Source organism: Variovorax sp. GW821-FHT09D05 (assembly GCF_059416325.1).
The window spans coordinates 564,634-589,152 of record NZ_JBWKOZ010000001.1 but is presented as its reverse complement, the minus strand read 5'-3'; the positions used below and the strand labels follow the sequence as shown (position 1 = coordinate 589,152).

Sequence of the window (24,519 nt, the reverse complement as noted above, 5' to 3'; positions counted from 1 at the left end):
TTTCAGTTCGATGCGGCGGCAAGAGCCTGGTCGAGGTCGGCGATCAGGTCGTCGATGTGTTCGATGCCGACCGACAGGCGCACGGTGTCTTCGGTCACGCCGGCCTTGGCCAGCTCCTCGGGTGACAGCTGCCGGTGCGTGGTTGAGGCGGGGTGCGTGGCCAGCGAGCGCACGTCGCCGATGTTCACGAGGCGCGTGAAGAGCTTCAGCGCATCGAGGAACTTCGCCCCACCCTCGCGACCCGCACCGATTCCGAAGGTCAGCACACCGCTGGAGCGGCCGCCGAAGTACTTCTTTGCCAGCGGGTAGTCGGGGTGGTCTTCGAGCGCCGCGTAGTTCACCCAGTTCACGGCCTTGCTCTGCTTCAGGTGCTGCGCCACCGCGAGTGCGTTGCTGCTGATGCGGTCCATGCGAAGTGCCAGCGTCTCGATACCCTGCAGGATCAGGAAGGCGTTGAACGGCGAGATGGCCGCACCGGTATTGCGCAGCGGCACCACGCGCGCGCGGCCGATGTAGGCGGCCGGGCCCAGCGCCTCGGTGTAGACCACGCCGTGGTAGCTCACGTCAGGCTCGTTCAGGCGCCTGAAGCGCTGCTTGTGCTCGGCCCACGGGAACTTGCCCGAATCGACGATGGCACCGCCGATGCTGGTGCCGTGGCCGCCCAGGTACTTGGTGAGCGAGTGCACCACGATGTCGGCGCCGTGTTCGATAGGTCGGCTCAGGTACGGCGAAGGCACTGTGTTGTCGACGATCAGCGGCACGCCGTGGCGATGCGCGATCTCGGCAATGGCCGCGATGTCGGTCACGTTGCCCGCCGGGTTGCCCAGCGATTCGACGAACACCGCCTTGGTCTTCTCGTCGAACAGCTTCTCGAAGCTTGTCGGATCGCGGTGGTCCGCGAAGCGCGTGGTGATACCGAACTGCGGCAGCGTGTGGGCGAACAGGTTGTAGGTGCCGCCATACAGCGCGGTGCTGCTGATGATGTTGTCGCCGGCCTCGGCGATGGTCTGGATCGCGTAGGTCACGGCCGCCTGGCCCGAGGCCAGGGCCAGCGCCGCAATGCCGCCTTCAAGCGCGGCCACGCGCTGCTCCAGCACATCCTGCGTGGGGTTGTTGATACGGGTGTAGATGTTGCCCGGCACCTTCAGGTCGAACAGATCCGCGCCGTGCTGCGCGCTGTCGAAGGCATAAGCCACCGTCTGGTAGATCGGCGGCGCAACCGCGCGGGTGGTCGGTTCGGGCGAGTAGCCGGCGTGCACCGACAGGGTTTCGAATTTCCAGTTCTGCGACATGCGACTGCCTTTCAAAAGGGGCGGATGGATGAAAGAAGCTCAGATCGCCCAGCGCAATGCATGCGCGGGGGTGCTGAGCCAGCTTGCGTCGGTGCTCTCTGGCGCGGTGTCTTCCGGCTTCTGCAGCACCCTGTCGAGGATTCGTTTTTCAATGGCCGCGAAGGCCGGGTCGCCCTGCGAGCGCGGGCGGGCCAGCGCGATGTTCTCGTCGAGCGCGATGCGGCCGTCTTCGATGAGGATCACGCGGTCGGCCAGCGCCACGGCCTCCTGCACGTCATGCGTCACCAGCAAAGCGGTGAAGCGGTGGCGCTGCCACAGGTTCTCGATGAGGCGGTGCATCTCGATGCGCGTCAGCGCATCCAGCGCCCCCAGCGGCTCGTCGAGCAGCAGCAGGCGCGGGTGATGCACCAGCGCGCGGGCCAGCGCCACGCGCTGGCGCTGGCCGCCCGACAGGCGCGCCGGCCATTCGTTCTCGCGGTCGGCCAGGCCGACTTGCGCCAGCACTTCCTTGCCGCGCGCCTTGGCATCGTTGGGCAGGCCCAGCGTCACGTTGTCGAGCACGCGGCGCCACGGCAGCAGGCGCGCCTCCTGGAACATGATGCGGGTGTCGTCGTGCAGGCCATGCACGGCCTTGCCGTCGGTGTAGAGGCCACCGGCGCTCGGCTCCTCCAGCCCCGCGATGAGCCGCAGCAGCGTGCTCTTGCCGCAGCCGCTGCGCCCGACGATGGCGATGAACTGGCCCGGCTCGATGGTCAGGCGCGTGTTGCGCAGCACTTCGCGCGCACCGTAGCGCTTGTGCAGGCCGCGCGCTTCGAGGCGCACGCCGCCGGCGATGGCCTGGGGTTGGATGTCTTTCAGGACGGCACTCATGGGCTTCAGGCTCCGGGTTTGAACAGCGCCACGTTCAGCGCATCGATTTTTCGGGGGAGCAGCTTTTCCGTGAAGAAGGCATCGGCGATGCGCTGCTGCTCGGTCAGGGCCTCGGCCACCACCGGACGCACGGCATAGCTGCGGCGGCTGTTGGCCTGCTCGATGGTTGCGGCGTCCAGGCCCCACACGGGCGACAGCAGCGCGGCCGCGTCCTTCGGGTTCTGCTTGACCCACTTGCCGGCCTTCTCGAGCTCGGCGTAGACCACGCGCAGCACGTCGGGCCGCGCCTTCGCGAACTTGGTGCTCGCAAGGTAGTAGCGCTGGTACGAGGCGATGCCCGCGCCGTCGGCCAGCACGCGTACCTTCGACTGGCGCTGCGCGGCAGCAAGGAACGGGTCCCACACCACCCATGCGTCGATGGCGCCCTTCTCGAAGGCGGCGCGGCCATCGGCGGGCGTGAGGTAGGCGGGCTCGATGTCCTTGAACGACAGGCCGGCCTTGTCGAGCGCGGCGATCAGCAGGTAGTGCGCGCCAGCGGCTTTCGCGAAGCCGATCTTCTTGCCCTTCAGATCGGCCACCGTCTTGATCGGCGAGTCTTCGCGCACCACGATGGCCTGTGCGGCCGGCGACGGTGCTTCCTGCGCAATGAAGGTCAGGTCTGCTCCGGCGGCCTGCGCGAACACCGGCACGGTGTCGGCCACGTCGGCGCTGATATCGAGGTTGTCGAGGTTCAGCGCCTCCAGCAGCGGCAGGCCGCTGGTGAACTCGTGCCAGCTCAGCGTGACGTTGAGCGGCGCGAGCTGCTTTTCGAGCGCGCCTTGTGCCTTGAGCACGGCGATCAGCGTCGACGACTTCTGGTAGCCGAGCCGCACGGTCGCGGGCCGCGCGGCCACGCCCTGTGCAAGCACCGCACCGGCGCCGAACGCGCCCAGCGTGGCGATGACGGTGCGACGGGAAACATGGAATTGCGTCATGCCCCTGCCCTCACTTCGCCTTCTTCTGGTAGCCAGGATGCCACCGCAGCCACCACTGCTCCAGCCCGCGCGCAAACAGGTCGGCCAGCTTGCCGAGCAGCGCGTACAGCAGGATGCCCACCAGCACGATGTCGGTCTGCAGGAACTCGCGGGCATTCATCGTGAGGTAGCCGATGCCGGCCTGCGCCGAGATGGTCTCCGCCACGATCAGGATCACCCACATCAGGCCCAGCGAGAAGCGCAGGCCCACGAGGATCGACGACAGCGCGCCCGGCAGGATCACCTCGCGGTACAGCTGCCAGCGCGACAGGCCGTAGGTGCGCCCCATCTCGATCAGTTGCGGATCGACGTTGCGGATGCCGTGGAAGGTGTTCAGGTAGATCGGGAAGAACACCGACACCGAAATCAAGAACAGCTTGGCCGATTCGTCGATGCCGAACCACAGGATCACCAGCGGAATCAGCGCCAGCGCCGGAATGTTGCGCACCATCTGGATGGTGGAGTCGAGCAGCGTCTCGGCGAACTTCACCGAGCCCGTGAGCAGGCCGAGCGCAAGCCCCGCCCCGCCGCCGATGGCCAGCCCCGCGAGCGCGCGGCCCGCGCTGACCTTCACGTGCGTCCACAGCTCGCCCGACACCGTGAGGTTCCACGCAGCCTTGACCACGTCGACCGGCGCCGGCAGCACGCGCGTGCTGAGCCAGCCCAGCGACGACGCGATCTGCCAGAAGACGATGAGCCCGACCGGCACGAGCCACGGCACCAGTCGCCCGGCGACGTTGGCAGCGAAGCTCCTGAATGCGTTGCCGGTGTTCTCGGTGGGTGCCACGGCCGGCAGCTCCTGAACTTGTTCGGTCATGACAGTCCTTCAGCTTTGGGAGACGAGGCGCGAAGGCGCATCGAGATTGGCGACGACCTCGCCGAACGGGCCGCTGAGCGAACCGCCTGCCAGGCGCGTCTGCGCCTTGCGCGAGAGCAGCGGGAACACCAGCTCGGCGAAGCGGTAGGCCTCTTCGAGATGCGGGTAGCCCGAGAGAATGAATTTGTCGAGCCCGAGCGCTGCGTATTCCTCGATGCGCGCAGCGACGGTCTTCGGGTCACCCACCAGCGCCGTGCCGGCACCGCCACGCACGAGGCCCACACCAGCCCAGAGGTTCGGCGCAATCTCAAGCTCGGCGCGCGAGCGCTTGGCGCCGCCAGCATGCAGCGCGGCCATGCGGCGCTGGCCTTCGGAATCCATGCGCGCAAAGGCTGCCTGCGCACGGATGACAGTCTCGTCGTCCACGCGGCTGATCAGTTCTTCGGCAGCCTTCCAGGCGGCGTCTTCGGTCTCGCGCACGATCACGTGCAGGCGAATGCCGAACTCGACCTTGCGGCCCTGCCGCTCGGCGCGGGCGCGCACGTCAGCGATCTTCTTCGCGACTTCCGCGGGCGGCTCGCCCCAGGTGAGGTACGCATCGACCTGCTCCGCGGCGAGGTCGTGCGCAGCAGCCGACGAGCCGCCGAACCACACGGGCGGATACGGCTTCTGCACCGACGGGTAAAGCAGCTTCGCACCCTTCACGCTCAGGTGCTTGCCTTCGAAGTCGAAAGCCTGCCCGTCGTGGCTGCGCGCGATGATCTCGCGCCAGATGCGGATGAACTCTGCCGACTGTTCGTAGCGCGACGCATGGTCGAGGTACACGCCGTCGCCTTCGAGCTCGGCCTGGTCACCGCCGGTCACGAGATTCACGAGCAGGCGCCCGCCGGAGAGCCGGTCGAAGGTCGCGGCCATGCGCGCGGCCAGGCTGGGCTGGTGCAGGCCGGGGCGCACCGCCACCAGGAACTTGAGCTTCTTCGTCGCACCGATCAGGCTCGACGCGATGACCCACGGGTCTTCACACGAGCGGCCCGTCGGAATGAGCACGCCTTCGTAGCCGAGGTTGTCGGCCGCGCCGGCAATCTGCTGCAGGTAAGCCAGGTCGATGGGGCGTGCGCCCTCGCTCGTGCCGAGGTAGCGGCTGTCGCCGTGCGTGGGGAGGAACCAGAAGATCTGCATCACGCAATCCCCGCGCCGGCGGCTTCGAGCAGGTTGATCTTTTTCGGGATCAGCTTCAGTGCGAAGAAGGTGTCGGCAATCTGCTGCTGCTCGGCCAGGATGGCCTTGGTGATGGGTGTAGTGCCGTAGTCCGCCCGGCCCACCGACAAATCGGCCACCGGCTTCGGCAGGCCCCAGAGCGTGGCCAGTTCGGCCGCGTAGTCGCCCTTGTTGGCTGCGCCCCAGACGTCGATCTTGTTGATCTCCTCGACCGCGATGGCCAGCACGTCGGCGTTCTTCGCCACGTAGTCGAGCGACGAGAAGTAGTAGCCACGGTTGCCGACCACGCCGGTGGCATCGGCCAGCACGCGCGCTTCGAGCGACTTTTCGGCTGCGGCGAGGAACGGGTCCCAGATGACCCAGGCGTCGACCGAGCCCTTCTCGAAGGCGGCGCGCGCATCGGCCGGCGGCAGGTAGACCAGGTTCAGGTCGGTGTACGGCAGCCCGTGCTTCTCGGCCAGCTTGACGATGAGGTAATGGACGTTCGAGCCCTTGTTGAGCGCGATCTTCTTGCCCTTCAGATCGGCCACGGTCTTGATGGCCGAACCCTTGGGCACGATCACCGCTTCCGCCCGCGGACGCGGCACCGTCGCGGCCACATAGGCCAGCGGCGCACCGGCTGCCTGCGCGAAGATGGGCGGCGCCTCGCCCACGTCGCCGAAGTCGATGGAGCCGACGTTCAGCGCCTCGAGCTGCACGGGGCCGGCGGTGAACTCGGTCCACTTCACGGTCACGCCGAGTGGTGCGAGTCGCTTCTCGAGCGTGCCGCGGCCCTTGAGGACGCTCAGCGGCCCCTTCTGGTTGCCGATGCGAAGCTGGCGTGCGGGCGCCTGTGCCAGCGCAGCAAAAGAAGGCAGCGCAATGGCGGCAGCAACGCCCTGGATCAGGCGACGTCGGGGTGCGGAAATCAATGTCATGGCAATGCTTGGGTATGGATGTGCCGCGCGGTCAGGCGGCGGCAATGAAACTCACGATCAGCGCAATGGCGCTGACGACGATGACGCTCACGGCAAGATCGCCCAGCGCGTGCCAGAGGGAGCGCGGCGAGGTGTCGAGCACGGAGTCTTCGGTGGCAACGGGGGTCATGCGTGGATTCCTTGGTCTGCAAAAACTTCAGGCAAAAGCTGTCCCGCACCGCGCGCAGGCGGCTTTCAAGAACGGGAATGAGGGATGAGGTCTGGGCAAGCACGGGCTCGCGACGAGCCCGTGCTTTCAGACGCTACATCGCACGCGAGAAAACGGCACCGGCTCGAAGCCGTGGGTTGCAGGCAGCTTCAGGCCTTCGGTGGCCAGCACCTCGACGGCCTCGTTGAGTCGCTCGGCCAGGTCGTTGTGCACCTGGTAGGCGTTCTCGGGCGTCAGCGCAATCTGCGATTCGCTGGCGTACACGCCCGGCAGGATGTGGCGCGCCGACAGCGACTGCAGCACGGGGCGCAATGCGTAGTCGAGCGCGAGCATGTGGTGCGGGCTGCCGCCGGTGGCCAGCGGCAGCACCGTCTTGCCCTTGAGCGCGTTCTGCGAGAGCAGGTCCAGAAAGACCTTGAGCAGGCCGCTGTAGGCCGCCTTGTAGACCGGCGTGGCCACCACGATCACGCGAGCCGCCGCCACCTGGGCAATGGCACGCTCGATGGCCGGGTTGTTCCACTCGGCCAGCAGCAGCGCCTGCGCCGGCAGCTCGCGGATGGCAAGCCGCTCGATCCGCGCATGGCGCTGGGCCAGCCGCTCGCCCACCGAGTCGAGCAAGGCGGTGGAGCGGGACGGGGCCGTGGGGCTGCCGGCAATCAGGAGAACGGACACGGGAGACTTTCTGTTTTCTTCGGAGATGTCGAGGCGAGCCGGGTCATGACGCTCGCGGAACGGGCGCCATGCGGGACCGGCTCGGTCGCGGGTCGAGTTACTTCTGCTTTGTCGTGTAGATCTGGTCGAAGGAGCCGCCGTCTGCGAAATGCTCCTTGTCGGCCTTCGCCCAGCCGCCGAAGGCCTGGTCGATGGTCACCAGCGTCAGCTTGGGGAACTGCTTGTCGTACTTGGCCTTTGCCTTGTCAGACGTCGGGCGGTAGAAGTTGCGGCCCGCGATGTCCTGGCCTTCATCCGAGTACAGGTACTTCAGGTATTCCTCGGCCACGGCGCGCGTGCCCTTCTTGTCGACGACCTTGTCGACCACAGCCACGCTGGGCTCGGCCAGGATGGAGATGGAGGGCACCACGATCTCGAACTTCTCGGGGCCGAACTCCTTCAGCGCCAGGAAGGCTTCGTTCTCCCAGGCCAGCAGCACGTCGCCCACGCCGCGTTGCACGAAGGTGATGGTCGAGCCGCGCGCGCCGGTGTCGAGCACGGGCACGTTCTTGAACAGGTTGCCGATGTATTCCTTGGCCTTGGCATCGCCGCCGTACTTGCGCTTGGCGAATTCCCACGCGGCCAGGTAGTTCCAGCGGGCGCCGCCCGAGGTCTTGGGGTTGGGGGTGATCACCTGCACGCCGGGCTTGATCAGGTCGTCCCAGTCCTTCAGGCCCTTGGGGTTGCCCTTCTTCACCAGGAACACGATGGTCGAGGTGTAGGGAGCGGAGTTGTGCGGCAGGCGCTTCTGCCAGTCGGCCTTGACGAGGCCACCGTGCGTGACGAGCGCATCGACGTCACCGCCCAGCGCCAGCGTGGCCACGTCGGCGTCGATGCCGTCGATGATCGAGCGGGCCTGCTTGCCCGAGCCGCCATGCGACTGCTTGACCGTCACGTCCTGGCCGGTCTTGGCCTTCCAGTACTTGGCGAAGGCCTGGTTGTAGTCCACGTACAGCTCGCGCGTCGGGTCATAGGACACGTTCAGCAGCGTCACGGGAGCCGCGCCACCTTGTGCAAACGTCGGCAACGCCGACAGGGCCATGGCACCGGCCACGCCGGCACCCAGGGAAAGCTTGATAAAGTCGCGGCGGAGGCTCATGGTGTCTTGCTCTGAAAAGGCATATCAATGAAGCTGCGTATTCTCAATACGACATATAGAAACTGGAACGACCAAGTTTTCAGTTCTAAATAGCCAAATCAACTAAGCAACCGCTTTCCCCACTTTTCCCGTTCAAAGGCAATCGAAATGGCACGCATGGTTCAGTGCATCAAGCTCGGCAAAGAGGCCGAAGGGCTCGACTTCCCGCCCTACCCAGGCGAGCTGGGCAAGCGCCTCTGGGAAAACGTCAGCAAGGAAGCCTGGGCCGCCTGGCTCAAGCAGCAGACCATGCTGGTCAATGAAAACCGGCTGAATCTGGCCGATCTGCGCGCCCGCCAGTACCTGGCGCGGCAGATGGAAAAGCACTTCTTCGGCGAAGGCGCCGACGTGGCCCAGGGCTACGTCCCCCCCTCGGCCTCCTAACGGTCGCCACCGCGATTGCCGCCTACCTCTTCTTCGGGGAACACCGCAGAACCGGCTTTGCCGGGCTGCAGGTGTTGCCCCCTCGAAGGGGGTTGGCGAAGCGACACGAAGTGCGCGAAGCCTGGGGGTGAGCCTGTTACATGGCGCGCCGACGGCGTCCCCCGCAGCGAGCGCTTCGACGACATCTATCACACCGAAACCGGAGCACTGGCGCAGTCGCGCCATGTGTTTCTGGGTGGCTGCGGGCTGCCCGAGGCCTGGATCGGACAGCCGCAATGGCTGATTCTCGAAACCGGTTTTGGCCTGGGCCTCAATTTCCTGACAACCTGGCAGGCCTGGCGCGCGGACGCCGGGCGGCCACGGATGCTGCACTTCGTCTCTATCGAGGCACACCCGGTTTCGGCTGACGATTTGCTGCGCGCGGCCGGGGCGTATCCCGAACTGGCCTCCCTCGCCCGCGAACTGGCCGCGCAGTGGCACGGGCTGCTGCCGGGCTTCCACCGGCTGGCCTTCGACGAAGGCCGCGTGCTGCTCACCCTCTGCATCGGCGACGTGCAGCCGATGCTGCGCGCCCAGCGCTTCGATGCCGACAGCATCTTTCTCGATGGCTTCAGCCCGCAGCAGAACCCTGCCATGTGGTCGGAAGACACGCTCAAGGCCGTGTCGCGCTTTGCGCGGCAAGGCACGCGCATCGCCACCTGGACGATCGCGCGGACGGTGCGCGACGCGCTCAAGCAGTTCGGGTTCTCGGTCGAAAGAGACCAGGGCCTGCCACCCAAGCGCGATTGCCTGCGCGGCGTGTTCGCGCCCGCCTGGACGGTGCGCCGCCGCGGCCCCGTACCCGAGCGCATCGACACGCCGGGCCGCTGCGCCGTCATCGGCGCCGGGCTTGCGGGCGCGGCCGTGGCAGCGAGCCTTGCGCGGCGCGGATGGCAGGTCACCGTGCTGGATGCCGCCGACTGGCCCGCCTCCGGTGCGTCGGGGCTGCCGGTGGGCATGCTCGCGCCACATGTGTCGCCCGATGATGCGCTGCTGTCGCGGCTCACGCGAGCCGGCATCCGCGCCACGTGGGCCGAACTGACACGATTGCTGGAAGAAGGCCGCGACTGGCGCGCCAGCGGCGTGCTGGAGCGCCGGCCCGATGGCGACACGCGCGTGCCGGCTTGCTGGAGCGATGGCGGCCCCAACGAATCGTGGCCCGCGAGCGCCGGGCAACTGGCGGCTCTTGGACTGCCGAGCGATGCGCCCGCCCTTTGGCACGCACGCGCCGCCTGGGTGCGGCCGCACCGGCTGATCGCCGCGTGGCTGCGGCAGCCGGGAGTCGAGTTTCGTGGTGGGTGCAAGGTGGAGCGCCTGGAGCGGCACGCGAGCGGCTGGCAACTGTTCGACCCGGCCGGCCAGTTGCTGATCGACGTCGACCGCGTGGTAATCGCCGCAGGCTTCGAATCAGACCGATTCGCCCCCAGGCTCCCTCTTCAGCCGGTGCGCGGCCAAGTCGCCTGGGGCCACATGGCCGACGGCCTCGAACTGCCCGCCACGCCCCTCAACGGCGACGGCCATCTGGTCGCTCACGTGCCCGACGCCGAGGGCACCCCGATCTGGCTGGCCGGCGCGACCTTCGACCGCGACAGCACGGACCTCGCCCCCACTGACGCGGACAGCGACGCCAACCGCGAGCGCCTTGCGCGGCTGCACCCTGCCGCGGCCTCCGCGCTGGCCCCTTCGTTCGCGCACGGCCAGGTCAATGCCTGGGTCGGCATCCGCTGCGCCTCGAGCGACCGGCGACCGCTGGTCGGCCCGCTCGACGCCGATGCTGGCGGCCTCTGGGCCTGCACCGCGCTGGGCTCGCGCGGCCTGAGCTTTGCCGCGCTGTGCGCAGAACTGCTGGCCGCGCAGTGGCACGCCGAGCCGCTGCCCCTGCCCGCCACGCTGGCCAAGGCACTCAGCACGCGGCGGCTCTGAATATCAGCCCGCGCCCGATGCCCGCCAGGCCATCAGCAGCGCCATGCAGATCACCAGCACGAAGAAGTACTTGCGCAGCGCCTGCTCCTCCAGCCGGGTCGCCAGCCGCGCCCCGGCCGCCGTGCCGATCCACAGCCCCAGCACGACAAAGCCCAGCAGCACCCAGGGCAGCCCGCTGGCGACGCTGGCGTAGACAAGCACTGCCGGCAACGCCAGCGGCAGCGCGTTGATCGCCAGGCTCACCGCTTGCGCCCGGTGCTGCGAGTAATGCAGCGCCACCGTCAGCAGCGCCGTGATGGCCAGCCCGCCGCCGATGCCCAGCAACCCCGACGATGCACCCGCGACCATGCCAACGACCACCAGCGCGACGACTGCTCCGCGTGGCTCATCGGCCTGCGCCGCATCGACGCCCGCAGTCTTCGCAGGCGACTTCAGCACGACCAGCGTCGCCAGCACCAGCAGATACCCCACGAACATCCACCGCAGCGCCGCATCGGCGACATGGCTCGCCCCACGCGCGCCCGCATAAGCCCCAGCCAGAAACCCGAGCGAGATCCAGACCACCGTGCGCCACGCGGCCCCATGCCCCGACACCCGGTAGCGCAGAAACCCCGCCAGGCTGGTCGGCACCAGCTGCGCTGCGAGCGAAATGGCCTGTGCATCATGCTGCCCCAGCCCGGGCATCAACGCCAGCGCGGGCACCAGCGCCCCGCCGGGGCTCACACCGAGCAGCCCGGCCATCGCACCCGAAAAGATGCCGATCGCCAGCCCGCCCAGCACTTGAACGAAGCCGAACGATTCGGGCATGGGCTAAGCGGCGCCCTGCCCCGAAGGCGCCAGCAGGTGATCGATACGGCTGTCCCCATAGGTGCGCAGCACCTCGGAGATCACCACCTTGTACCCGTCGAGCCAGTTCGCCTGCGCCGCCTTGGCCTGCTGGTGCACGGGGTGGCGGATCAACGCCTGCAGGCTGTCGAGCGAGTCCCAGTAGTAGACGTTCGACACTAGCCCGTTGCCCGTGTTCTCCCATGTTTCCTCGCCCAGGTAGCCGGGCAGCGACTTCGCGGCCGCGGCGACGGTCTGGTCGAGACGGTGGAACTCATCGTCGAACTGCTTCTTGGCGAAGATGAAGGTGGCGGAGTACATGACGGGCCGGAATCTCCTGGGTGAATGAACCCGAATGGACCCGGGCAGAGCCCGGACGGGCGCCGATTCTGCGGCATGTGCTCACGCCAATCCACCGTTTTGCCACGCGAACGCTGAGAATGCACCGCATGGCCATCCAGTACGACATCAAGCACACCACCGTCTATCGCTACAACAAGCCGGTCACCTTCGGCCTGCACCGCGTGATGTTCCGTCCGCGCGACAGCCACGACCTGCGCGTGCTGGCCACCGACCTGCAGGTGAGCCCGCAGGCCTTCACCCGGCTCATTCAAGACCCGCATTCCAACTCCGTGGCGCTGGTGCAGCCCATGGGCGAGGCGACAGAGCTGCGCATCGTGTGCTCTTTCACCATCGAGCACGTGCCGGCGCAGCAGGACCAACTGGCACTAGACCCCGCCGCCGAATTCTTGCCCTTCGCCTATTCGGTGCAGGAGCGCCTCGACCTCGAGCACTACCTGCGCCCGCACCACGACGACGACAACCAGGGCACGCTGATCCGCTGGGCCCACCAGTTCCTGCATACCGACAAGCCCAACAGCACGCGTGAGGTGCTCACGCGCATGAACGCGCACATCGGCCAGAGCCTCGAATACAAGGCGCGCGATGAAGAAGGCACGCAGTCGCCGCTCGTCACGCTGGCGCTCGGCAGCGGCAGCTGCCGCGACTACGCCCTGCTGATGATGGAAGCCGCGCGGCGCCTTGGCATTGCCACCCGCTTCGTCTCCGGCTATCTATACGACGCCGCGCTCGACAACGCCGCCCAGACCAAGGGCGAATCGATGACCGGCGCCGGCACCACGCACGCCTGGCTGCAGGCCTATCTGCCGGGCATCGGCTGGCTGGCCTTCGATCCGACCAACAACCTGATGGGCAGCGGCCAGTTGATCCGTGTCGGCGTCACGCGCGACCCGGCGCAGGCAGCGCCGATCTCGGGCAGTTGGTACGGCGACGCCGAGGCCTACGAGGGACTCGAAGCGACGGTGGTCGTCACCCGCCGCAAGGACTGAGCGCCAACCACCGCCTCTTGCGCGCTCCTACCTCGACCGCGCCGCCCGATACGCCTTGACCACCGGCACCGCCGTGACGGGGCTGTCGGCGAAGAGGCCGTCGATGCCGGCGTCGAGGAACGCCTTGATTTCCCCGGCGGTGTCGCCTTGCATGATCGGGTCGGCCTTCGGCGCTCTCTTGAGGCTGTCCGGCAGGAAGTTGTTCTCGGGGCGGATCGTCCAGACGTGGACCAGCAGCTTCTTGTCGTGCGCGTCCTTCACGAGCGTGGTCGGCGTGCCGAGCTTGCCGTCGACCACCGGGATCACGCGTGCCTTGGCCGTGCCGACGCCCTGCGCATAAGCTGCGATCTCGGCCAGGCCCTCGGGCTTCACAAGATCGGCATACGTGCGCTTGTCGCTCAGGGCCACGAGGTCGTAAGGCGCCCCCTGCCCGTCGATGAGCTGGACGATCTTCACCGTGCTCTTCAGGCGGATGTCCTTCAGGTTGCCGGTCTCGAAAGACTGCACGAACACCGGCGCATCAGCCTTGTTCAGGTCGTGCTTCTGCAGCGTGTCGAGCAGCTTCTTCTCGAGCGGCAGGCCGATCGAGCGGAAGTAGGTAGGGTGTTTGGTCTCGGGGTAGATGCCGATCACGCGGCCCTTGGCCACAGACTGGGCCTTGGCGAGCTGGATCACTTCGTCGAGCGTGGGCACCTGGAACTGGTCGTTGTACGACACGTTGGCCGGGCGCAGCTTCGGAATGCGCTCGCGGGCCTTCAGCTCCTTGAGTTCGGCCAGCGTGAAGTCCTCGGTGAACCAGCCTGTGATCGAGATGCCGTCGATGACTTTGGTGGCCTTGCGGCCGGCGAACTTCGGCACGTCGGCCACGTTGGTGGTGGCCTCGATCACGGTGCCGGCTGCGTCGACGATGGCAATGGCGTTCTCGTGGCGGGCGACCAGTTCGCCGTCCTTGGTGGGCACCAGGTCGGGTTCGATGAAGTCAGCTCCGTCGTCGATGGCCTGCTGGTACGAGGCCAGCGTGTGTTCAGGCCGCTGCGCCGAAGCGCCGCGATGACCGATGACGAGCACGGGTGCCGCCTCCACTGGCGCTGGAGCCGGGGCCGGCGCAGGAGGCGCCGCCGGCGGTGACGCCGGCGCATCGGGCAGCGCGGGCATGCCGCCGCCACTGCCACCACCGCATGCCGCCATGAACGCGCAGGCACAAGCCGCGAGGGCGGTCCTGGAAAAAGTTAACAACTGCATTGAAATTCCCCCTATTTGTTTCTATCGATGTAAATACGCCTGCCTTTGGCTGCCAAGCAGGTTGGCGGCAGGCGCGCCGGATCATCGAAGGGGGAGGTGTCGGTCGCGTGACATGCACCACGCGACAAAGGGCCATCGGCGCGCACCGGCGCCTGCCCGTGCCGGATCAGCCGCGCGCTGCCAGCTTCGCTTCGAGCTCGGCAATGCGTGCGCGGGCTTCGTCGCCCTCGGGAATCGGCCGGCCGCTGTCGCGCCACTGCACCGCGCTCTTGAAGCCTTCGGCCTCCGCCTGGCGCCTGAACCACATCCCCTCTGGGTTGTGCCGCGTGATGCCGTCGAACACGGTCGCGAACATCTGGCTCTGCTCCAAGCCCATCGAGTGCCAGACCTGGTTGACGACCAGCTTGTGCATCATCAGATGCGAACGCGGCACGCCCGCGATGCGCAGCGCGAGCTTCAGCGTGGCGTCGTCGAGCTGATCGGCGGGCACCGAGAAATTGGCGAGACCCCAATCGGCCGCCTGCGTGCCGGCAATGGTGTCGCCCGTGAACATGAGCTGCTTGGCGCGCATGGCACCGAGGCGATAGGTCCACATCGCGGTGGTCGGGCAGCCCCACACGCGCGTGGGCATGTAGCCGATGCGCGCATCGTCGGCCATGGTCAGCAGGTCGCAGCACAGCGCGATGTCGCTGCCGCCCGCCACCGCGTAGCCGTGCACCTTGGCGATGGTGGGCTTGCGGCTGCGCCACAGGGCCATGAAGTCGTCGGTGTTGCGCTTCATGGCGGCGTAGTCGAGCATCGGATCCCACGGCGTTTTCTCTTGCCGGCAGGGGTGGTCGCCCTCCCCCTCGCGACCATGGCCTTCGGCATAGTCGCCGAGGTCGTAGCCAGCACAGAAGGCGCGGCCTGCGCCTTCGACCACGATCACATGCACTTCGTCGTCGGCTTCGGCCCATTCGACCGCGCGTCGAATCTCCGAAGGCGTGGTCTCGCCGATGGCGTTGAGCTTGTCGGGCCGGTTGAGCACGAGGCGCGCGATGCGCGGGTGCTGCGGGTCCTTGTCGATCAGGACGGTTTCGAAGGCTGGCATCTGGCTTGTCTCCTTGCGTGAGGGTTGTGCTGCTCTTGCAGCATCGTCACCCACGCGCAGGCAAACCTGCAAGCCTTTCAGGCGCTTGCCGCACCACCCAACTGAAAGCGGAACACCGCGCCCTTGTCCGGCTGCTGCACCAGCCGTATGTCGCTGCCGTGCAGCTGAAGAATGCGCTTCACGATCACCAGGCCCAGCCCACCGCTGCTCGCGCTGTCGGTGCGCGATCCGCTCATGAACACGGGGCGCATGAACAGGGCCGGCTGCAGTTCGCCCGGAATGCCGGGGCCCGTGTCGCTCACCTGAACCGTCACGCCTGCGTTCTCGGCACGCAGCTGCACCACGATTTCGCCGCCCTCGGGCGTGTGGCGGATGGCGTTGTCGAGCAGATTGGTCAGCACGCGCTCGATCATGCCGAGGTCGGCCGACACCACCGGCAGGCCCGGCGCGATGTCGGGCTTGAGGCGTTGATGCCTCGCCTCGGCAGCCAGCTCGAACTTCTGGAACACGTCCTGCACGAGATCGGCGAGTGCGAAGTTTTCCTTCTCGGGCTTGACCACGCCATATTCGAGGCGTGCCAGTTCGAACACTTCCTGCGCGAGGCGGCCGACCTTGCGGCTCTGGCCCAGCGCGATTTCCAGATAGCGCCGGCGCTCTTCCTCGCTGAGCGAGCCGGCCTTGAGCAGCAGCGTTTCGAGATACCCGTGCAGCGAGGTGAGCGGCGTGCGCAGGTCGTGCGAGATGTTGGCGAACAGCTCGCGGCGCTGCTGGTCCTGCAGGGTCAGCTCGCGCCATTGCTCGGCGATGCGGCGCGTCATCTGCGTGAAGGCCTGGCCCAGCTGCGCGATTTCGTCGCTGCCGTGCGAGAGGCGCTCCAGCGTGGGAGCCTCGCTTTCGAGCGAAGCGATGCCTTCTGTCTCGAAGCGCTTGACGGCCGAGGTCAGCTCGCGCAGCGGCCGCGTGATGAGGCGGAAAGCCGCAAGGCCCGCGAGCAGCCCGAGCAGCGCCACCAACCCCATCGACCACAGCGTGGTGCGCAGCACGTTGTCGGTCGCCGCATTGGCGGCCAGCGCGTCGTGGTCTTCGCCCTGCAGCACCACGTAGACGTATCCCACGTCGCGCCCGTCCATGCGCAGCGGCGCGGCGCTGAACACCTTGGACGCGGCAAGACTTCGCGGATCGTCGCCGCCGATGGGCAGCGGCGCACCCGACAGCAGCTTGCGGATCGGCCCCAGCTCGACCTTGTCGCGCTTCAGGTGCCCGAGCGGTGCGGCCTGCGCCTTGATGCGGCCGTCCAGCCCCAGCAGATAGACCTCCACGCTCGGGTTGACGGCCATGAGCTTGTCGAAAAGATCCTTCACCGCCTCCTGGTTGAGTCCGCCAGGCTTCATGAGCTCGGAGTTCTCGGCGATGTGCGCCGCGAGCCCGAGCGACAAGCGCTGGATGACCTCCTGTTCGTGCATGCCGTTGGAGCGCATCTGCAGCCACGCCGAGGCCCCGCAGCACACCAGCAGCAGCACCGCGAACACGGCCGACAGCCGCCGCGACAGCGTGGCCCACGCCATCACGCAGAGTCCTCCCCGGTCGCGGTGGCCGACAGCTTGTAGCCTCGCCCCCACACCGTGAGGATGCGCCGCGGCTCCGCCGGATCGGCCTCGACCTTGGTGCGCAGCCGGTTGATGTGCGTGTTGACGGTGTGCTCGTAGCCGTCGTGCTGGTAGCCCCAGACCTGGTTGAGCAGGTCGAGCCGCGAGAACACCTTGCCGGGGTTGCGCGCGAAGAAGTAAAGCAGGTCGAACTCGCGCGGCGTGAGTTCGATGAGCTTGCCGTCCACGCGCACCTCGCGCGCCAGCGGCTCGATGTCGAGATTGCCGAGCGTGAGGCTGCCCGACTCCATGCGCGCATTGCGCGCCAGCGCATCGGTGCGCCGCAGCAGCGCCTTCACGCGCGCCACCAGTTCCAGTACCGAGAAGGGCTTGGCCAGGTAATCGTCGGCACCCAGCTCCAGCCCGAGGATGCGGTGCACCTCGCTCGAGCGGGCACTGATGATGATGATCGGCGTGTAGCGCGTCATGGCGCGGGCGCGGCGGCAGATTTCGAGGCCGTCGATGCCGGGCAGCATCAGGTCGAGCACCAGCGCGTCCCAGTTGCCGCGCTCCAGCTCGCGCAGGCCGGCGTGGCCGTCGGCGGCGTGCTCGACCGCATAGCCTTCGTCGCGCAAGTGCATGCGCAGGAGTTCGGCAATGTGGGCGTCGTCTTCGACGATCAGCACGCGCTTGGAGGTGTCCATGGGGCGCCATTGTCCTGCGATACGGCTTGCGGAGTTATCACGATTAATTGAACTTTGCGTGATGAATCGGCCATGGGGTGCGCCCAACAATCCGCCCCATGAACAGCACAGCCATCGCCCCACTCGCCGAGCCGGCCCCCGAGGTCGATCGTCGTCCCATCCATCCGCTGTGGATGCGCATCACGCACTGGCTCAACGCGCTGGCCGTGGTGATCCTGGTGACGAGCGGCTGGCGCATCTATGACGCGGCGCCGTTCTTCCCTTTCACCATCCCGACCGTCATCACGCTCGGCGGCTGGCTCGGCGGTGCGCTGCAGTGGCACTTTGCGGCCATGTGGCTGCTGGTGTTCAACGGCTTCGTGTACCTGGCCATGAACATCGCCAGCGGCCGGCTTGCCACCAAGTTCTTTCCGGTGACGCCGTCCGGCATCTGGCACGACGCGCTGGCCGCGCTGAAGGGCAAGCTCTCGCACGCCGACCCGCGCCACTACAACAGCGTGCAGAAGCTGGCCTACCTGTTCGTGATGCTCGACCTGATCGTGATCGTGCTGTCGGGCCTGGTGCTGTGGAAGTCGGTGCAGTTCGCCGTGCTTCGCGACCTGCTGGGCGGCTACGAGTTTGCGCGCCGCATCCACTTCTTTGCGATGGCGGCCATCGTCGCCTTCGTCGTCGTGCATCTGGTGATGGTGGCCCTGGTGCCCCGCACCCTCCTCACCATGATCCGCGGCCGTGCGCCAAAAGCCTGATGAAAATCTTCAAAGCCCCAACCCTGAGCGGCATTGACGGCGACGCCGTGCTGCATGAAGCCCGCACGCTGATTGCGAAGAAGCTCGACCAGCCTTCGCGTCGCGCCTTCCTGCAACGCTCGCTCACGCTCGGCGGCCTCTCGCTGCTCACGGGCTGCAGCATCAGCGACAACGCGCAGGTGGAAGCAGCGCTCACGAAGATCTCGCGCTTCAACGACAAGGTGCAGGGCCTGATCTTCAGCCCGACGCAGCTTGCCCCAACCTACACCGAAGCCGAGATCACGCGCCCCTTTCCGTTCAACGCCTACTACGGCGAAGACGAGGTGCGCGAAGTAGACGAAGCCAGCTACAAGCTCGAAGTGACCGGCATGGTCGCCGACAAGCATGCCTGGACGCTGGCCGAGTTGCGCGCCATGCCGCAGCACGACCAGATCACGCGCCACATCTGCGTGGAAGGCTGGAGCGCCATCGGCAAATGGGGCGGCGTGCGTTTTGCCGACTTCCTGCGCCACGTCGGCGCCGACCTGACGGCCAAGTATGTCGGCTTCAAGTGCGCGGACGACTACTACACCAGCATCGACATGCCCACCGCGCTGCATCCGCAGACGCTGCTGACGCTGACCTACGACGGCCAGCCGCTGCCGCCCAAGTACGGCTTTCCGATGAAGCTGCGCATGCCGACCAAGCTTGGCTACAAGAACCCGAAGCACATCAAGGCGATGTTCGTCACCAACACCTACACAGGTGGCTACTGGGAAGACCAGGGCTACAACTGGTTCGGAGGGAGCTGAGGGGCCGACACAGCCGCTCGACTGCCGAAGAAAGCGCAAGGCCCAGTTCACTGTAACCAGGCCGATCTTTGAAACGAAATCCAAACTCAACCCAGGAAGACTCCAATGAACAAGCTCACCGCAACCCTGCTCGCAACCTGCATGGCCTTCGCCGGCGCCTCGGCTTTCGCCGCGGACGAAATGGCGAAAGACGGCATGGCCAAGGACTCGATGTCCAAGGACGGCATGAAGAAAGACTCGATGGCGAAGGACTCCATGTCGAAAGACGCCATGAAGAAGGACTCGATGGCCAAAGACTCGATGTCCAAGGACGCCATGAAGAAGGACAGCATGAGCAAGGACGAGATGAAGAAGTAAGCAGAGCACCCCGCAACGCCATTGACGCCCGGCAGATTCGGCGTCAATGTCGCGCCAACCGGCTATCCAGCCACCGAAACTCGCCCTCAAGGAGCCCCCATGAAATCCCTCGCACTCACCGCCGGCACGCTGGCTGCCGCCGCGCTGGTCTGGCACGCAGTGCCTTCGTTCGCCGAAACCGCCCGCCGCGTGCCCGCGCCCACGACAGACCTCGTGGCACCGCCGGCCGCAAAGACCGAAACCGCCGTGTTCGCCGGCGGCTGCTTCTGGGGCGTTCAGGGCGTGTTCCAGCGCGTCAAGGGCGTGAGCAATGCCGTATCGGGCTACGCCGGCGGCGACGCCAAGACGGCGCGCTACGACGAAGTCGGCTCGGGCCGCACGGGCCATGCCGAATCGGTGCGCATCACCTACGACCCGCAGCAGGTCAGCTATGGCAAGCTGCTGCAGATCTACTTCTCGGTGGCGCACGACCCGACCGAACTCAACCGCCAGGGCCCGGACACCGGCACGCAATACCGCTCCACCGTGTTCGCCGAGAACGCCGAGCAGGCGCGCATCGCCACCGCCTACATCGCACAGCTGAACCAGGCCAAGACCTTCGGCAAGCAGTTGGCCACCACGGTCGAGATGTCCAAGCCCTTCTATGCGGCCGAGGACTATCACCAGGACTACCTGACACTGCACCCGAGCCAGCCCTACATCGCGATCAACGACATGCCGAAGATCGACGACCTGAAGAAGCTGTTCCCGGAGAGCTACAAGGCAACGCCTTCACTGGTGAAGGCGGCCAAGGCCGGCTGATCGCCAACCCGCAGGTCTACAGCAGCTTCAGCCGCCTGGCCTGCTCGGTCAGCTCCGCCCGGAAGGCCGGATGCGCGATGCCGATGAGTTCGCGCGCCCGCTGCTTGGCCGACTTGCCTCGCAACTGGGCCACTCCGTATTCGGTGACCACGTAGTTGATGTCGTTCTTGCTCGTGCTCACATGCGTGCCCGGCGACAGCGAGGGCACGATGCGCGAGATCGTGTCGCCCTTGGCTGTCGAGGGCAGCACGATGAAAGCCTTGCCGCCGCGCGAACGGTTGGCCGCGCGCACAAAGTCCGACTGCCCGCCCGTGCCCGAGTACGGCGCGTGGCCCAGGCTCTCAGAGCCGCACTGGCCCAGCAGGTCGATCTGCATCGTCGCGTTGATTGCGATGAGGTTGTCGTTGAGCCCTGCCAGCGCCGGGTCGTTGGTGAAGTTCACCGGGTGCATCTCCAGCGCCGGGTTGCGGTCCATGAAGCGGTAGAGCTTGCTCGACCCCAGCGCGAAGGTGGCGATCGACTTGCCCGGCAGGTAGTTCTTGCGCCGATTGGTCACGGCCCCGCTCTCCACCAGCGTGAGAATGCCGTCGCCGATCATCTCGGTGTGAATGCCCAGGTCGTGCTTGTGCGTTAGCTGCATCACCACCGCGTCGGGAATACCGCCGTAGCCGATCTGCAGCGTCGAGCCGTCGTCGATCAGGTCGGCCACGTATTTGCCGATGGCTTCCTGCACCACCCCGATCTTCGGCAGGCCGACTTCCATGACCGGCGCCTCGTTTTCCACGAGCGCGGCCACCTGCGAAATGTGCACATGGCAGGCGCCACAGGCAAAGGGCACGTTCGGGTTCACCTCGAGCACCACGGCACGCGCCCTGGCAACCGCGGCCATCGTGTAGTCGGCGCCCAGGCTCAGGGCAAAGTAGCCGTGCGCATCCATGGGCGAGGCCATGCTGAAGACCACGTCGGCCGGCATCTGCCCGCGCTCGATCTGCGCGGGAATCTCCGAGAAGTAGTTCGGCAGAAAGTCGATCCAGCCCTCCTGCCCGCCCGCGCGGGAGGCTCCACCGAAGAACAACGCGACGTGGCGCACGTGCTCGACTGTCTCGGGGTCGATGTAGGCGTACTTGCGCATCGCAAGAATCTGCGCGACCTTCACGTCGTGGAAATCGCGGCGATGCTCCGACAGCGCCGTGAGCAGCGTGGGCGGCTCGCCGACTCCCGTCGGCACGATGATCATGTCGCCGTTGCGCACCTGGCGCACGGCGTCGGCGGGAGATGCCAGCTTCTGGCGGTACAGGTCCTGAGGGGTCGTCATGCGTGGCTCTATGCCTCTTTGTAGTCGCCGCGACGCGCGGCCTGATTGGCCCGGGTGCGGAGCACCAGCGCTTGTTGGGCAACAGACACGTTGGCGGCATCGCCCTTCCATGCATCGAGCGCGGGCTGCTGCACCGCGCGGGAGAACGAGAAGGCCAGCGCCCACGGCATGCGCGACTTGAACCGGATGTTCATTTCGTTCAGCCGTGCGGAAGCCAGCTGCGCCGACTGGCCGCCCGAGAGAAACGCCACACCGGGCACTGCTGCAGGCACGGTGCGCAGCAGGCAGTTGACCGTGGCCTCCGCGACCGCCTCGACAGAATCCTGCACAGCGGCCTTCTGCCCCGGCAACACCATGTTCGGCTTCAGCAGCATGCCTTCGAGCAGCACGCCCTGCGAACGCAGTTCGGCGAAGGTCTTGTGCAGCACTTCTTCGGTAACTTCGGCGCAGCGCGCGAGCGAATGGCCACCGTCCATCAGCACCTCGGGTTCGGCGATGGGCACCAGGCCGGCTTCCTGGCACAGCGCGGCGTAGCGAGCCAACGCGTGGGCATTGACGCGAACGCAGGCGCGCGTCGGCAGGCCGTCGCCGATGGCGATCACGCCGCGCCACTTGGCAAAGCGCGCGCCCATGCCGGCGTATTCGGCAAGGCGCTCGCGCAGACCGTCCAGCCCTTCGGTGACGGTCTCGCCGGGATGTCCAGCCAGCGGCTTCGCACCCGTGTCGACCTTGATGCCGGGGATGATGCCCACGCCCTCAAGCGCCTTGGCAAAGGGCTGACCCGCGTTGGTCTTCTGGCGGATGGTCTCGTCGAACAGGATCGCGCCGCTGATGCTGTCGCCCAGCCCCGGCGCGGTGACGATCAGCTCACGCCAGTCGCGCCGCGCCGCCTCGGTCTGCGGAATGCCCAGCGTGGCGAAGCGCTTGTTGCAGGTGGCGTTGCTCTCGTCCATCGCGAGCAAGCCCTTGTCGCCTGCGACGAGTGCGCGGGCGGTATCGATCAGTGTCTGTGCGGTCATGGGTAGGTGCACCTCTCTGGCGAAGATCGTACGCCCTCCCCTTGGCCCCGCCTAGATCACGTTCTTCTCCAGCAGCGGCCTGTTCTCCAGAATGCGCGCGAAAGACACCGGCGAAAGATCGAGGCTGCGGTATTCCCCGAAGCGGATCAGCTCCGCCACTCCGCGCCCAGCCGCCGGGCACTGCTGCAGGCCGTGGCCCGAGAAGCCATTGGCGAAGTAGAGGTTGTCGCAGTCCGGGTGCAGGCCGAGGATGGCGTTGTGGTCGAACACGTTCATCTCGTAGTAGCCCGCCCATGCGCCTGTCATGCGGATGGCTTCGAAGGCCGGCACGCGCTCGGCCAGTGATGGCCAGATGAAGCTGTCGAAGGCTTCGTACTCGACCTCGAGCGGCGCATCGTCGTGGTCCTGGTCTTCGGGCGGCGCGAAGCCGCAGATGAACTGGCGGCCCTCGGGGCGCAGCCAGATGCCGGAGGTGTCTATCACCAGCGGGCATCCGGGCAGCGTGTCGGGGCACGAGAAGCTGAACACGCTGCGGCGGCGGCCGCGCACGGGCAGATCGATGCCGGCCCACTGCGCCACCTTCGCAGCCCATGCGCCCGCAGCGTTGACGACCACGTCTGCCTCCAACGTCTGGCCGCTGTCGAGCTGCACACCGGTCACGGTGCGCCCGTTGCGGCGCAAGCCCGTCACATGCGCCTGCACATAGCGCACACCCTGCGAGGTGGCCTTCTTGCGAAAGGCCTGCAGCAGGCTGTAACCGTCGTACCAGCCCTCGCCCGAGAGGCCCAGCGAGGCAAGCGCAACCCCTTCGGTCGAGATCCACGGAAAGCGCGCCTTCAGCTCATCGGGTGTCATCAGCGCAACGTCCACCGCGTGCGCCTTCTGCATCGCGTGGTTCTCGCGCAGCACATCGACACCGGCCGGCGAAGCGAGGTAGAGGTAGCCGGGCTCGACCAGGCCGATGTCGGGCACTTCGTCGCCCACGCGCAACGTCTCGCCGAGATTGCGGAAAAAGTCGATGCCGTACAGCGACATCTCGATGTTGATGGCGGTGGAGAACTGCTGGCGGATCGAGCTGGCCGACAGTGCCGACGACGCCTGCTTGTACGAGAAATCGCGCTCGACCACCGTGACCTCGAAGGGCTCCTCTTCGGGGCTGCGGGTCAGGAAGTAGGCGATGGCGGAGCCGATGGCCCCGCCGCCGATGATCACCACACGACGCATGAAATGCCCTTCTTCTTGCTGCTCGTCATCACTGCTGCTGTTGATTCACATACGCCAGCCGCGCCGCCGCCAGGTCCCACAGCGCGTGGCCTACGGTCTTGACGAGTACCAGGCGACCTTGTTGTACCGGCTGTGCGCTGCTGAAAGCCTGAACGGCGGACCAATCGACGCCCGCCCGGATCAGGTCGCCCGCCTCGCTGCGCGCCCCCTCCAGCGTATCCACAAACACGGCGCAGCGCCGCACCAGTTCGGGCGGCACCTCGGCCATGTCGGCGCGGTAGGCGCCGACGGCGATCACGGTGGCATCCGGCCGCACCCGCGACGGGACGACCGGGTCTTGCGAGTTGGTCGCGACGACGATCACGTCGGCTTCTTCCGCGGCGGCGGCTAGGTTAGCGATTGCGCTGGCATCGACGCCACGCGAGCGCATGTGCCGCGCCAGTGCTTCCGCATGGGCCTGCGTTCGCGCATGGATCTTCAGATGCCGCACGCCCCACACCTCGGCAAAGGCTTCGGCGTGCGCGCGAGCCTGCACACCCGCGCCAATCAGCAGCATGCGCTCGGCACCGCCACGCCCTGCCTTCATGGCGCCCGCCAGCGACAACGCCGCCGTGCGTCGCGCCGTGAGCACATTGCCATCCATCGCGAGCAGCCGCGTGCCGGTGGCGGCATCCATCAGCGTCACGTCGCCCTGCACCACCGGCAGGCCCTGTTCCGCATTGCTGGCGTGCACGGTCACCGTCTTCAGCGCGGCGAAGTGCTGGTCGGCCGCCGGCATCAGCAGCATGACACCGCCGGCCGCGAGCGGCACCGAGGTGCGTGGCGACGCATACGCCTCACCGAGACGTTCGCGCTCGAACATCTGCAGCAGCGCCTCGACCAGAGCGCCCCAGGGCAAGGCTGCGGCGGTTTCCTCGGCGTTCAGTGTCCGCATGCAGCC

The 24,519-nt window shown here is 67.0% G+C and carries 26 protein-coding genes; 7 read left to right on the top strand and 19 right to left on the bottom strand.

Annotated elements, in window-relative coordinates:
• Positions 1-2 precede the first annotated feature (2 nt).
• The 9 genes from AC07O3_RS02800 to AC07O3_RS02760 all read right to left on the bottom strand — a co-directional run bounded on the left by AC07O3_RS02800 (position 3) and on the right by AC07O3_RS02760 (position 8,145).
• Positions 3-1,292 carry an O-acetylhomoserine aminocarboxypropyltransferase/cysteine synthase family protein gene (locus AC07O3_RS02800; RefSeq protein WP_093054584.1) on the bottom strand — a complete coding sequence of 430 codons (1,290 nt, stop codon included), beginning with the start codon at positions 1,290-1,292 and terminating at the stop codon, positions 3-5.
• Positions 1,293-1,331: 39 nt separating this feature from the next.
• Positions 1,332-2,162: an ATP-binding cassette domain-containing protein gene (locus AC07O3_RS02795; protein WP_093074723.1), complete on the bottom strand. Its 831-nt coding sequence runs from the start codon at positions 2,160-2,162 to the stop codon at positions 1,332-1,334.
• Positions 2,163-2,167: 5 nt separating this feature from the next.
• Positions 2,168-3,136, bottom strand: coding sequence for an aliphatic sulfonate ABC transporter substrate-binding protein (locus AC07O3_RS02790; RefSeq protein WP_495338527.1), 969 nt, complete (start codon positions 3,134-3,136; stop codon positions 2,168-2,170).
• A gap of 10 nt (positions 3,137-3,146) precedes the next feature.
• Positions 3,147-3,992, bottom strand: coding sequence for an aliphatic sulfonate ABC transporter permease SsuC (gene ssuC / locus AC07O3_RS02785; protein ID WP_093054578.1), 846 nt, complete (start codon positions 3,990-3,992; stop codon positions 3,147-3,149).
• A gap of 9 nt (positions 3,993-4,001) precedes the next feature.
• Positions 4,002-5,171 carry an FMNH2-dependent alkanesulfonate monooxygenase gene (gene ssuD, locus AC07O3_RS02780; RefSeq protein ID WP_093173965.1) on the bottom strand — a complete coding sequence of 390 codons (1,170 nt, stop codon included), beginning with the start codon at positions 5,169-5,171 and terminating at the stop codon, positions 4,002-4,004.
• On the bottom strand, positions 5,171-6,127 hold the full coding sequence (locus tag AC07O3_RS02775) for a sulfonate ABC transporter substrate-binding protein (RefSeq protein WP_495338526.1): 957 nt from the start codon (positions 6,125-6,127) through the stop codon (positions 5,171-5,173). The genes ssuD and AC07O3_RS02775 overlap by 1 nt, the downstream gene beginning before the upstream one ends.
• Positions 6,128-6,158: 31 nt before the next feature.
• Entirely contained in the window at positions 6,159-6,296 is a 138-nt protein-coding gene (locus AC07O3_RS02770; RefSeq protein WP_177142297.1) for a hypothetical protein, read from the bottom strand.
• Between the two features lie 126 nt (positions 6,297-6,422).
• A complete protein-coding gene (gene ssuE, locus AC07O3_RS02765; protein WP_093054572.1) occupies positions 6,423-7,007 on the bottom strand; it encodes an NADPH-dependent FMN reductase in 585 nt (194 codons plus the stop codon).
• A 97-nt stretch (positions 7,008-7,104) separates the two neighbouring features.
• Positions 7,105-8,145 carry a sulfate ABC transporter substrate-binding protein gene (locus tag AC07O3_RS02760; RefSeq protein WP_093173969.1) on the bottom strand — a complete coding sequence of 347 codons (1,041 nt, stop codon included), beginning with the start codon at positions 8,143-8,145 and terminating at the stop codon, positions 7,105-7,107.
• A 147-nt stretch (positions 8,146-8,292) separates the two neighbouring features.
• Between AC07O3_RS02760 and AC07O3_RS02755 the strand changes: the two genes are divergently transcribed.
• Together AC07O3_RS02755 and mnmC are read left to right on the top strand one after the other, a co-directional pair.
• Positions 8,293-8,568, top strand: coding sequence for an oxidative damage protection protein (locus AC07O3_RS02755; RefSeq protein ID WP_093173971.1), 276 nt, complete (start codon positions 8,293-8,295; stop codon positions 8,566-8,568).
• A 15-nt stretch (positions 8,569-8,583) separates the two neighbouring features.
• Positions 8,584-10,530 (top strand): bifunctional tRNA (5-methylaminomethyl-2-thiouridine)(34)-methyltransferase MnmC2/FAD-dependent 5-carboxymethylaminomethyl-2-thiouridine(34) oxidoreductase MnmC1, encoded by a 1,947-nt coding sequence (gene mnmC / locus AC07O3_RS02750; protein ID WP_495338525.1) that lies wholly within the window; start codon positions 8,584-8,586, stop codon positions 10,528-10,530.
• Between the two features lie 3 nt (positions 10,531-10,533).
• Here mnmC and AC07O3_RS02745 read toward each other — a convergent pair whose 3' ends face one another.
• Both AC07O3_RS02745 and AC07O3_RS02740 read right to left on the bottom strand, forming a co-directional pair.
• Positions 10,534-11,337: a sulfite exporter TauE/SafE family protein gene (locus AC07O3_RS02745; RefSeq protein ID WP_495338524.1), complete on the bottom strand. Its 804-nt coding sequence runs from the start codon at positions 11,335-11,337 to the stop codon at positions 10,534-10,536.
• Between the two features lie 3 nt (positions 11,338-11,340).
• The gene (locus tag AC07O3_RS02740) at positions 11,341-11,676 is read right to left on the bottom strand and encodes an antibiotic biosynthesis monooxygenase family protein (RefSeq protein ID WP_495338523.1); all 336 of its coding nucleotides are present in this window, start codon (positions 11,674-11,676) and stop codon (positions 11,341-11,343) included.
• A 128-nt stretch (positions 11,677-11,804) separates the two neighbouring features.
• Here AC07O3_RS02740 and AC07O3_RS02735 point away from each other — a divergent pair, with 128 nt between their 5' ends.
• Positions 11,805-12,704: a transglutaminase family protein gene (locus AC07O3_RS02735; protein WP_495338522.1), complete on the top strand. Its 900-nt coding sequence runs from the start codon at positions 11,805-11,807 to the stop codon at positions 12,702-12,704.
• A gap of 27 nt (positions 12,705-12,731) precedes the next feature.
• Here AC07O3_RS02735 and AC07O3_RS02730 read toward each other — a convergent pair whose 3' ends face one another.
• The 4 genes from AC07O3_RS02730 to AC07O3_RS02715 form a co-directional block, all read right to left on the bottom strand.
• Complete coding sequence (locus tag AC07O3_RS02730; protein WP_495338521.1) at positions 12,732-13,946, bottom strand: glycerophosphodiester phosphodiesterase; 1,215 nt, start codon at positions 13,944-13,946, stop codon at positions 12,732-12,734.
• Positions 13,947-14,112: 166 nt separating this feature from the next.
• Positions 14,113-15,036, bottom strand: coding sequence for a crotonase/enoyl-CoA hydratase family protein (locus tag AC07O3_RS02725; RefSeq protein ID WP_495338520.1), 924 nt, complete (start codon positions 15,034-15,036; stop codon positions 14,113-14,115).
• A 77-nt stretch (positions 15,037-15,113) separates the two neighbouring features.
• Entirely contained in the window at positions 15,114-16,601 is a 1,488-nt protein-coding gene (locus AC07O3_RS02720; protein ID WP_495338519.1) for a sensor histidine kinase, read from the bottom strand.
• A complete protein-coding gene (locus AC07O3_RS02715) occupies positions 16,601-17,326 on the bottom strand; it encodes a response regulator transcription factor (protein WP_093074754.1) in 726 nt (241 codons plus the stop codon). Before AC07O3_RS02715 ends, AC07O3_RS02720 begins: the two co-directional genes overlap by 1 nt.
• 98 nt (positions 17,327-17,424) lie before the next feature.
• Here AC07O3_RS02715 and AC07O3_RS02710 point away from each other — a divergent pair, with 98 nt between their 5' ends.
• The 4 genes from AC07O3_RS02710 (at position 17,425) to msrA (ending at position 20,021) form a co-directional block, all read left to right on the top strand.
• Positions 17,425-18,072 carry a cytochrome b/b6 domain-containing protein gene (locus AC07O3_RS02710; protein ID WP_495338518.1) on the top strand — a complete coding sequence of 216 codons (648 nt, stop codon included), beginning with the start codon at positions 17,425-17,427 and terminating at the stop codon, positions 18,070-18,072.
• Entirely contained in the window at positions 18,072-18,863 is a 792-nt protein-coding gene (locus AC07O3_RS02705) for a molybdopterin-binding protein (RefSeq protein WP_495338517.1), read from the top strand. Before AC07O3_RS02710 ends, AC07O3_RS02705 begins: the two co-directional genes overlap by 1 nt.
• A gap of 105 nt (positions 18,864-18,968) precedes the next feature.
• Positions 18,969-19,220, top strand: coding sequence for a pentapeptide MXKDX repeat protein (locus AC07O3_RS02700; protein ID WP_097199389.1), 252 nt, complete (start codon positions 18,969-18,971; stop codon positions 19,218-19,220).
• 99 nt (positions 19,221-19,319) lie between these two features.
• A complete protein-coding gene (msrA, locus tag AC07O3_RS02695) occupies positions 19,320-20,021 on the top strand; it encodes a peptide-methionine (S)-S-oxide reductase MsrA (protein WP_093074763.1) in 702 nt (233 codons plus the stop codon).
• 16 nt (positions 20,022-20,037) lie between these two features.
• Here msrA and AC07O3_RS02690 read toward each other — a convergent pair whose 3' ends face one another.
• Genes AC07O3_RS02690 through AC07O3_RS02675 form a run of 4 tightly spaced genes read right to left on the bottom strand, consistent with a single transcriptional unit; the run spans position 20,038 to position 24,513 of the window.
• Positions 20,038-21,336 (bottom strand): acetyl-CoA hydrolase/transferase family protein, encoded by a 1,299-nt coding sequence (locus AC07O3_RS02690; RefSeq protein ID WP_440534314.1) that lies wholly within the window; start codon positions 21,334-21,336, stop codon positions 20,038-20,040.
• Between the two features lie 8 nt (positions 21,337-21,344).
• Positions 21,345-22,355, bottom strand: coding sequence for a class I fructose-bisphosphate aldolase (locus AC07O3_RS02685; RefSeq protein ID WP_495338516.1), 1,011 nt, complete (start codon positions 22,353-22,355; stop codon positions 21,345-21,347).
• A gap of 51 nt (positions 22,356-22,406) precedes the next feature.
• Complete coding sequence (locus tag AC07O3_RS02680) at positions 22,407-23,579, bottom strand: NAD(P)/FAD-dependent oxidoreductase (protein ID WP_495338515.1); 1,173 nt, start codon at positions 23,577-23,579, stop codon at positions 22,407-22,409.
• 28 nt (positions 23,580-23,607) lie between these two features.
• Complete coding sequence (locus AC07O3_RS02675) at positions 23,608-24,513, bottom strand: delta(1)-pyrroline-2-carboxylate reductase family protein (RefSeq protein WP_495338514.1); 906 nt, start codon at positions 24,511-24,513, stop codon at positions 23,608-23,610.
• Positions 24,514-24,519: the final 6 nt, after the last annotated feature.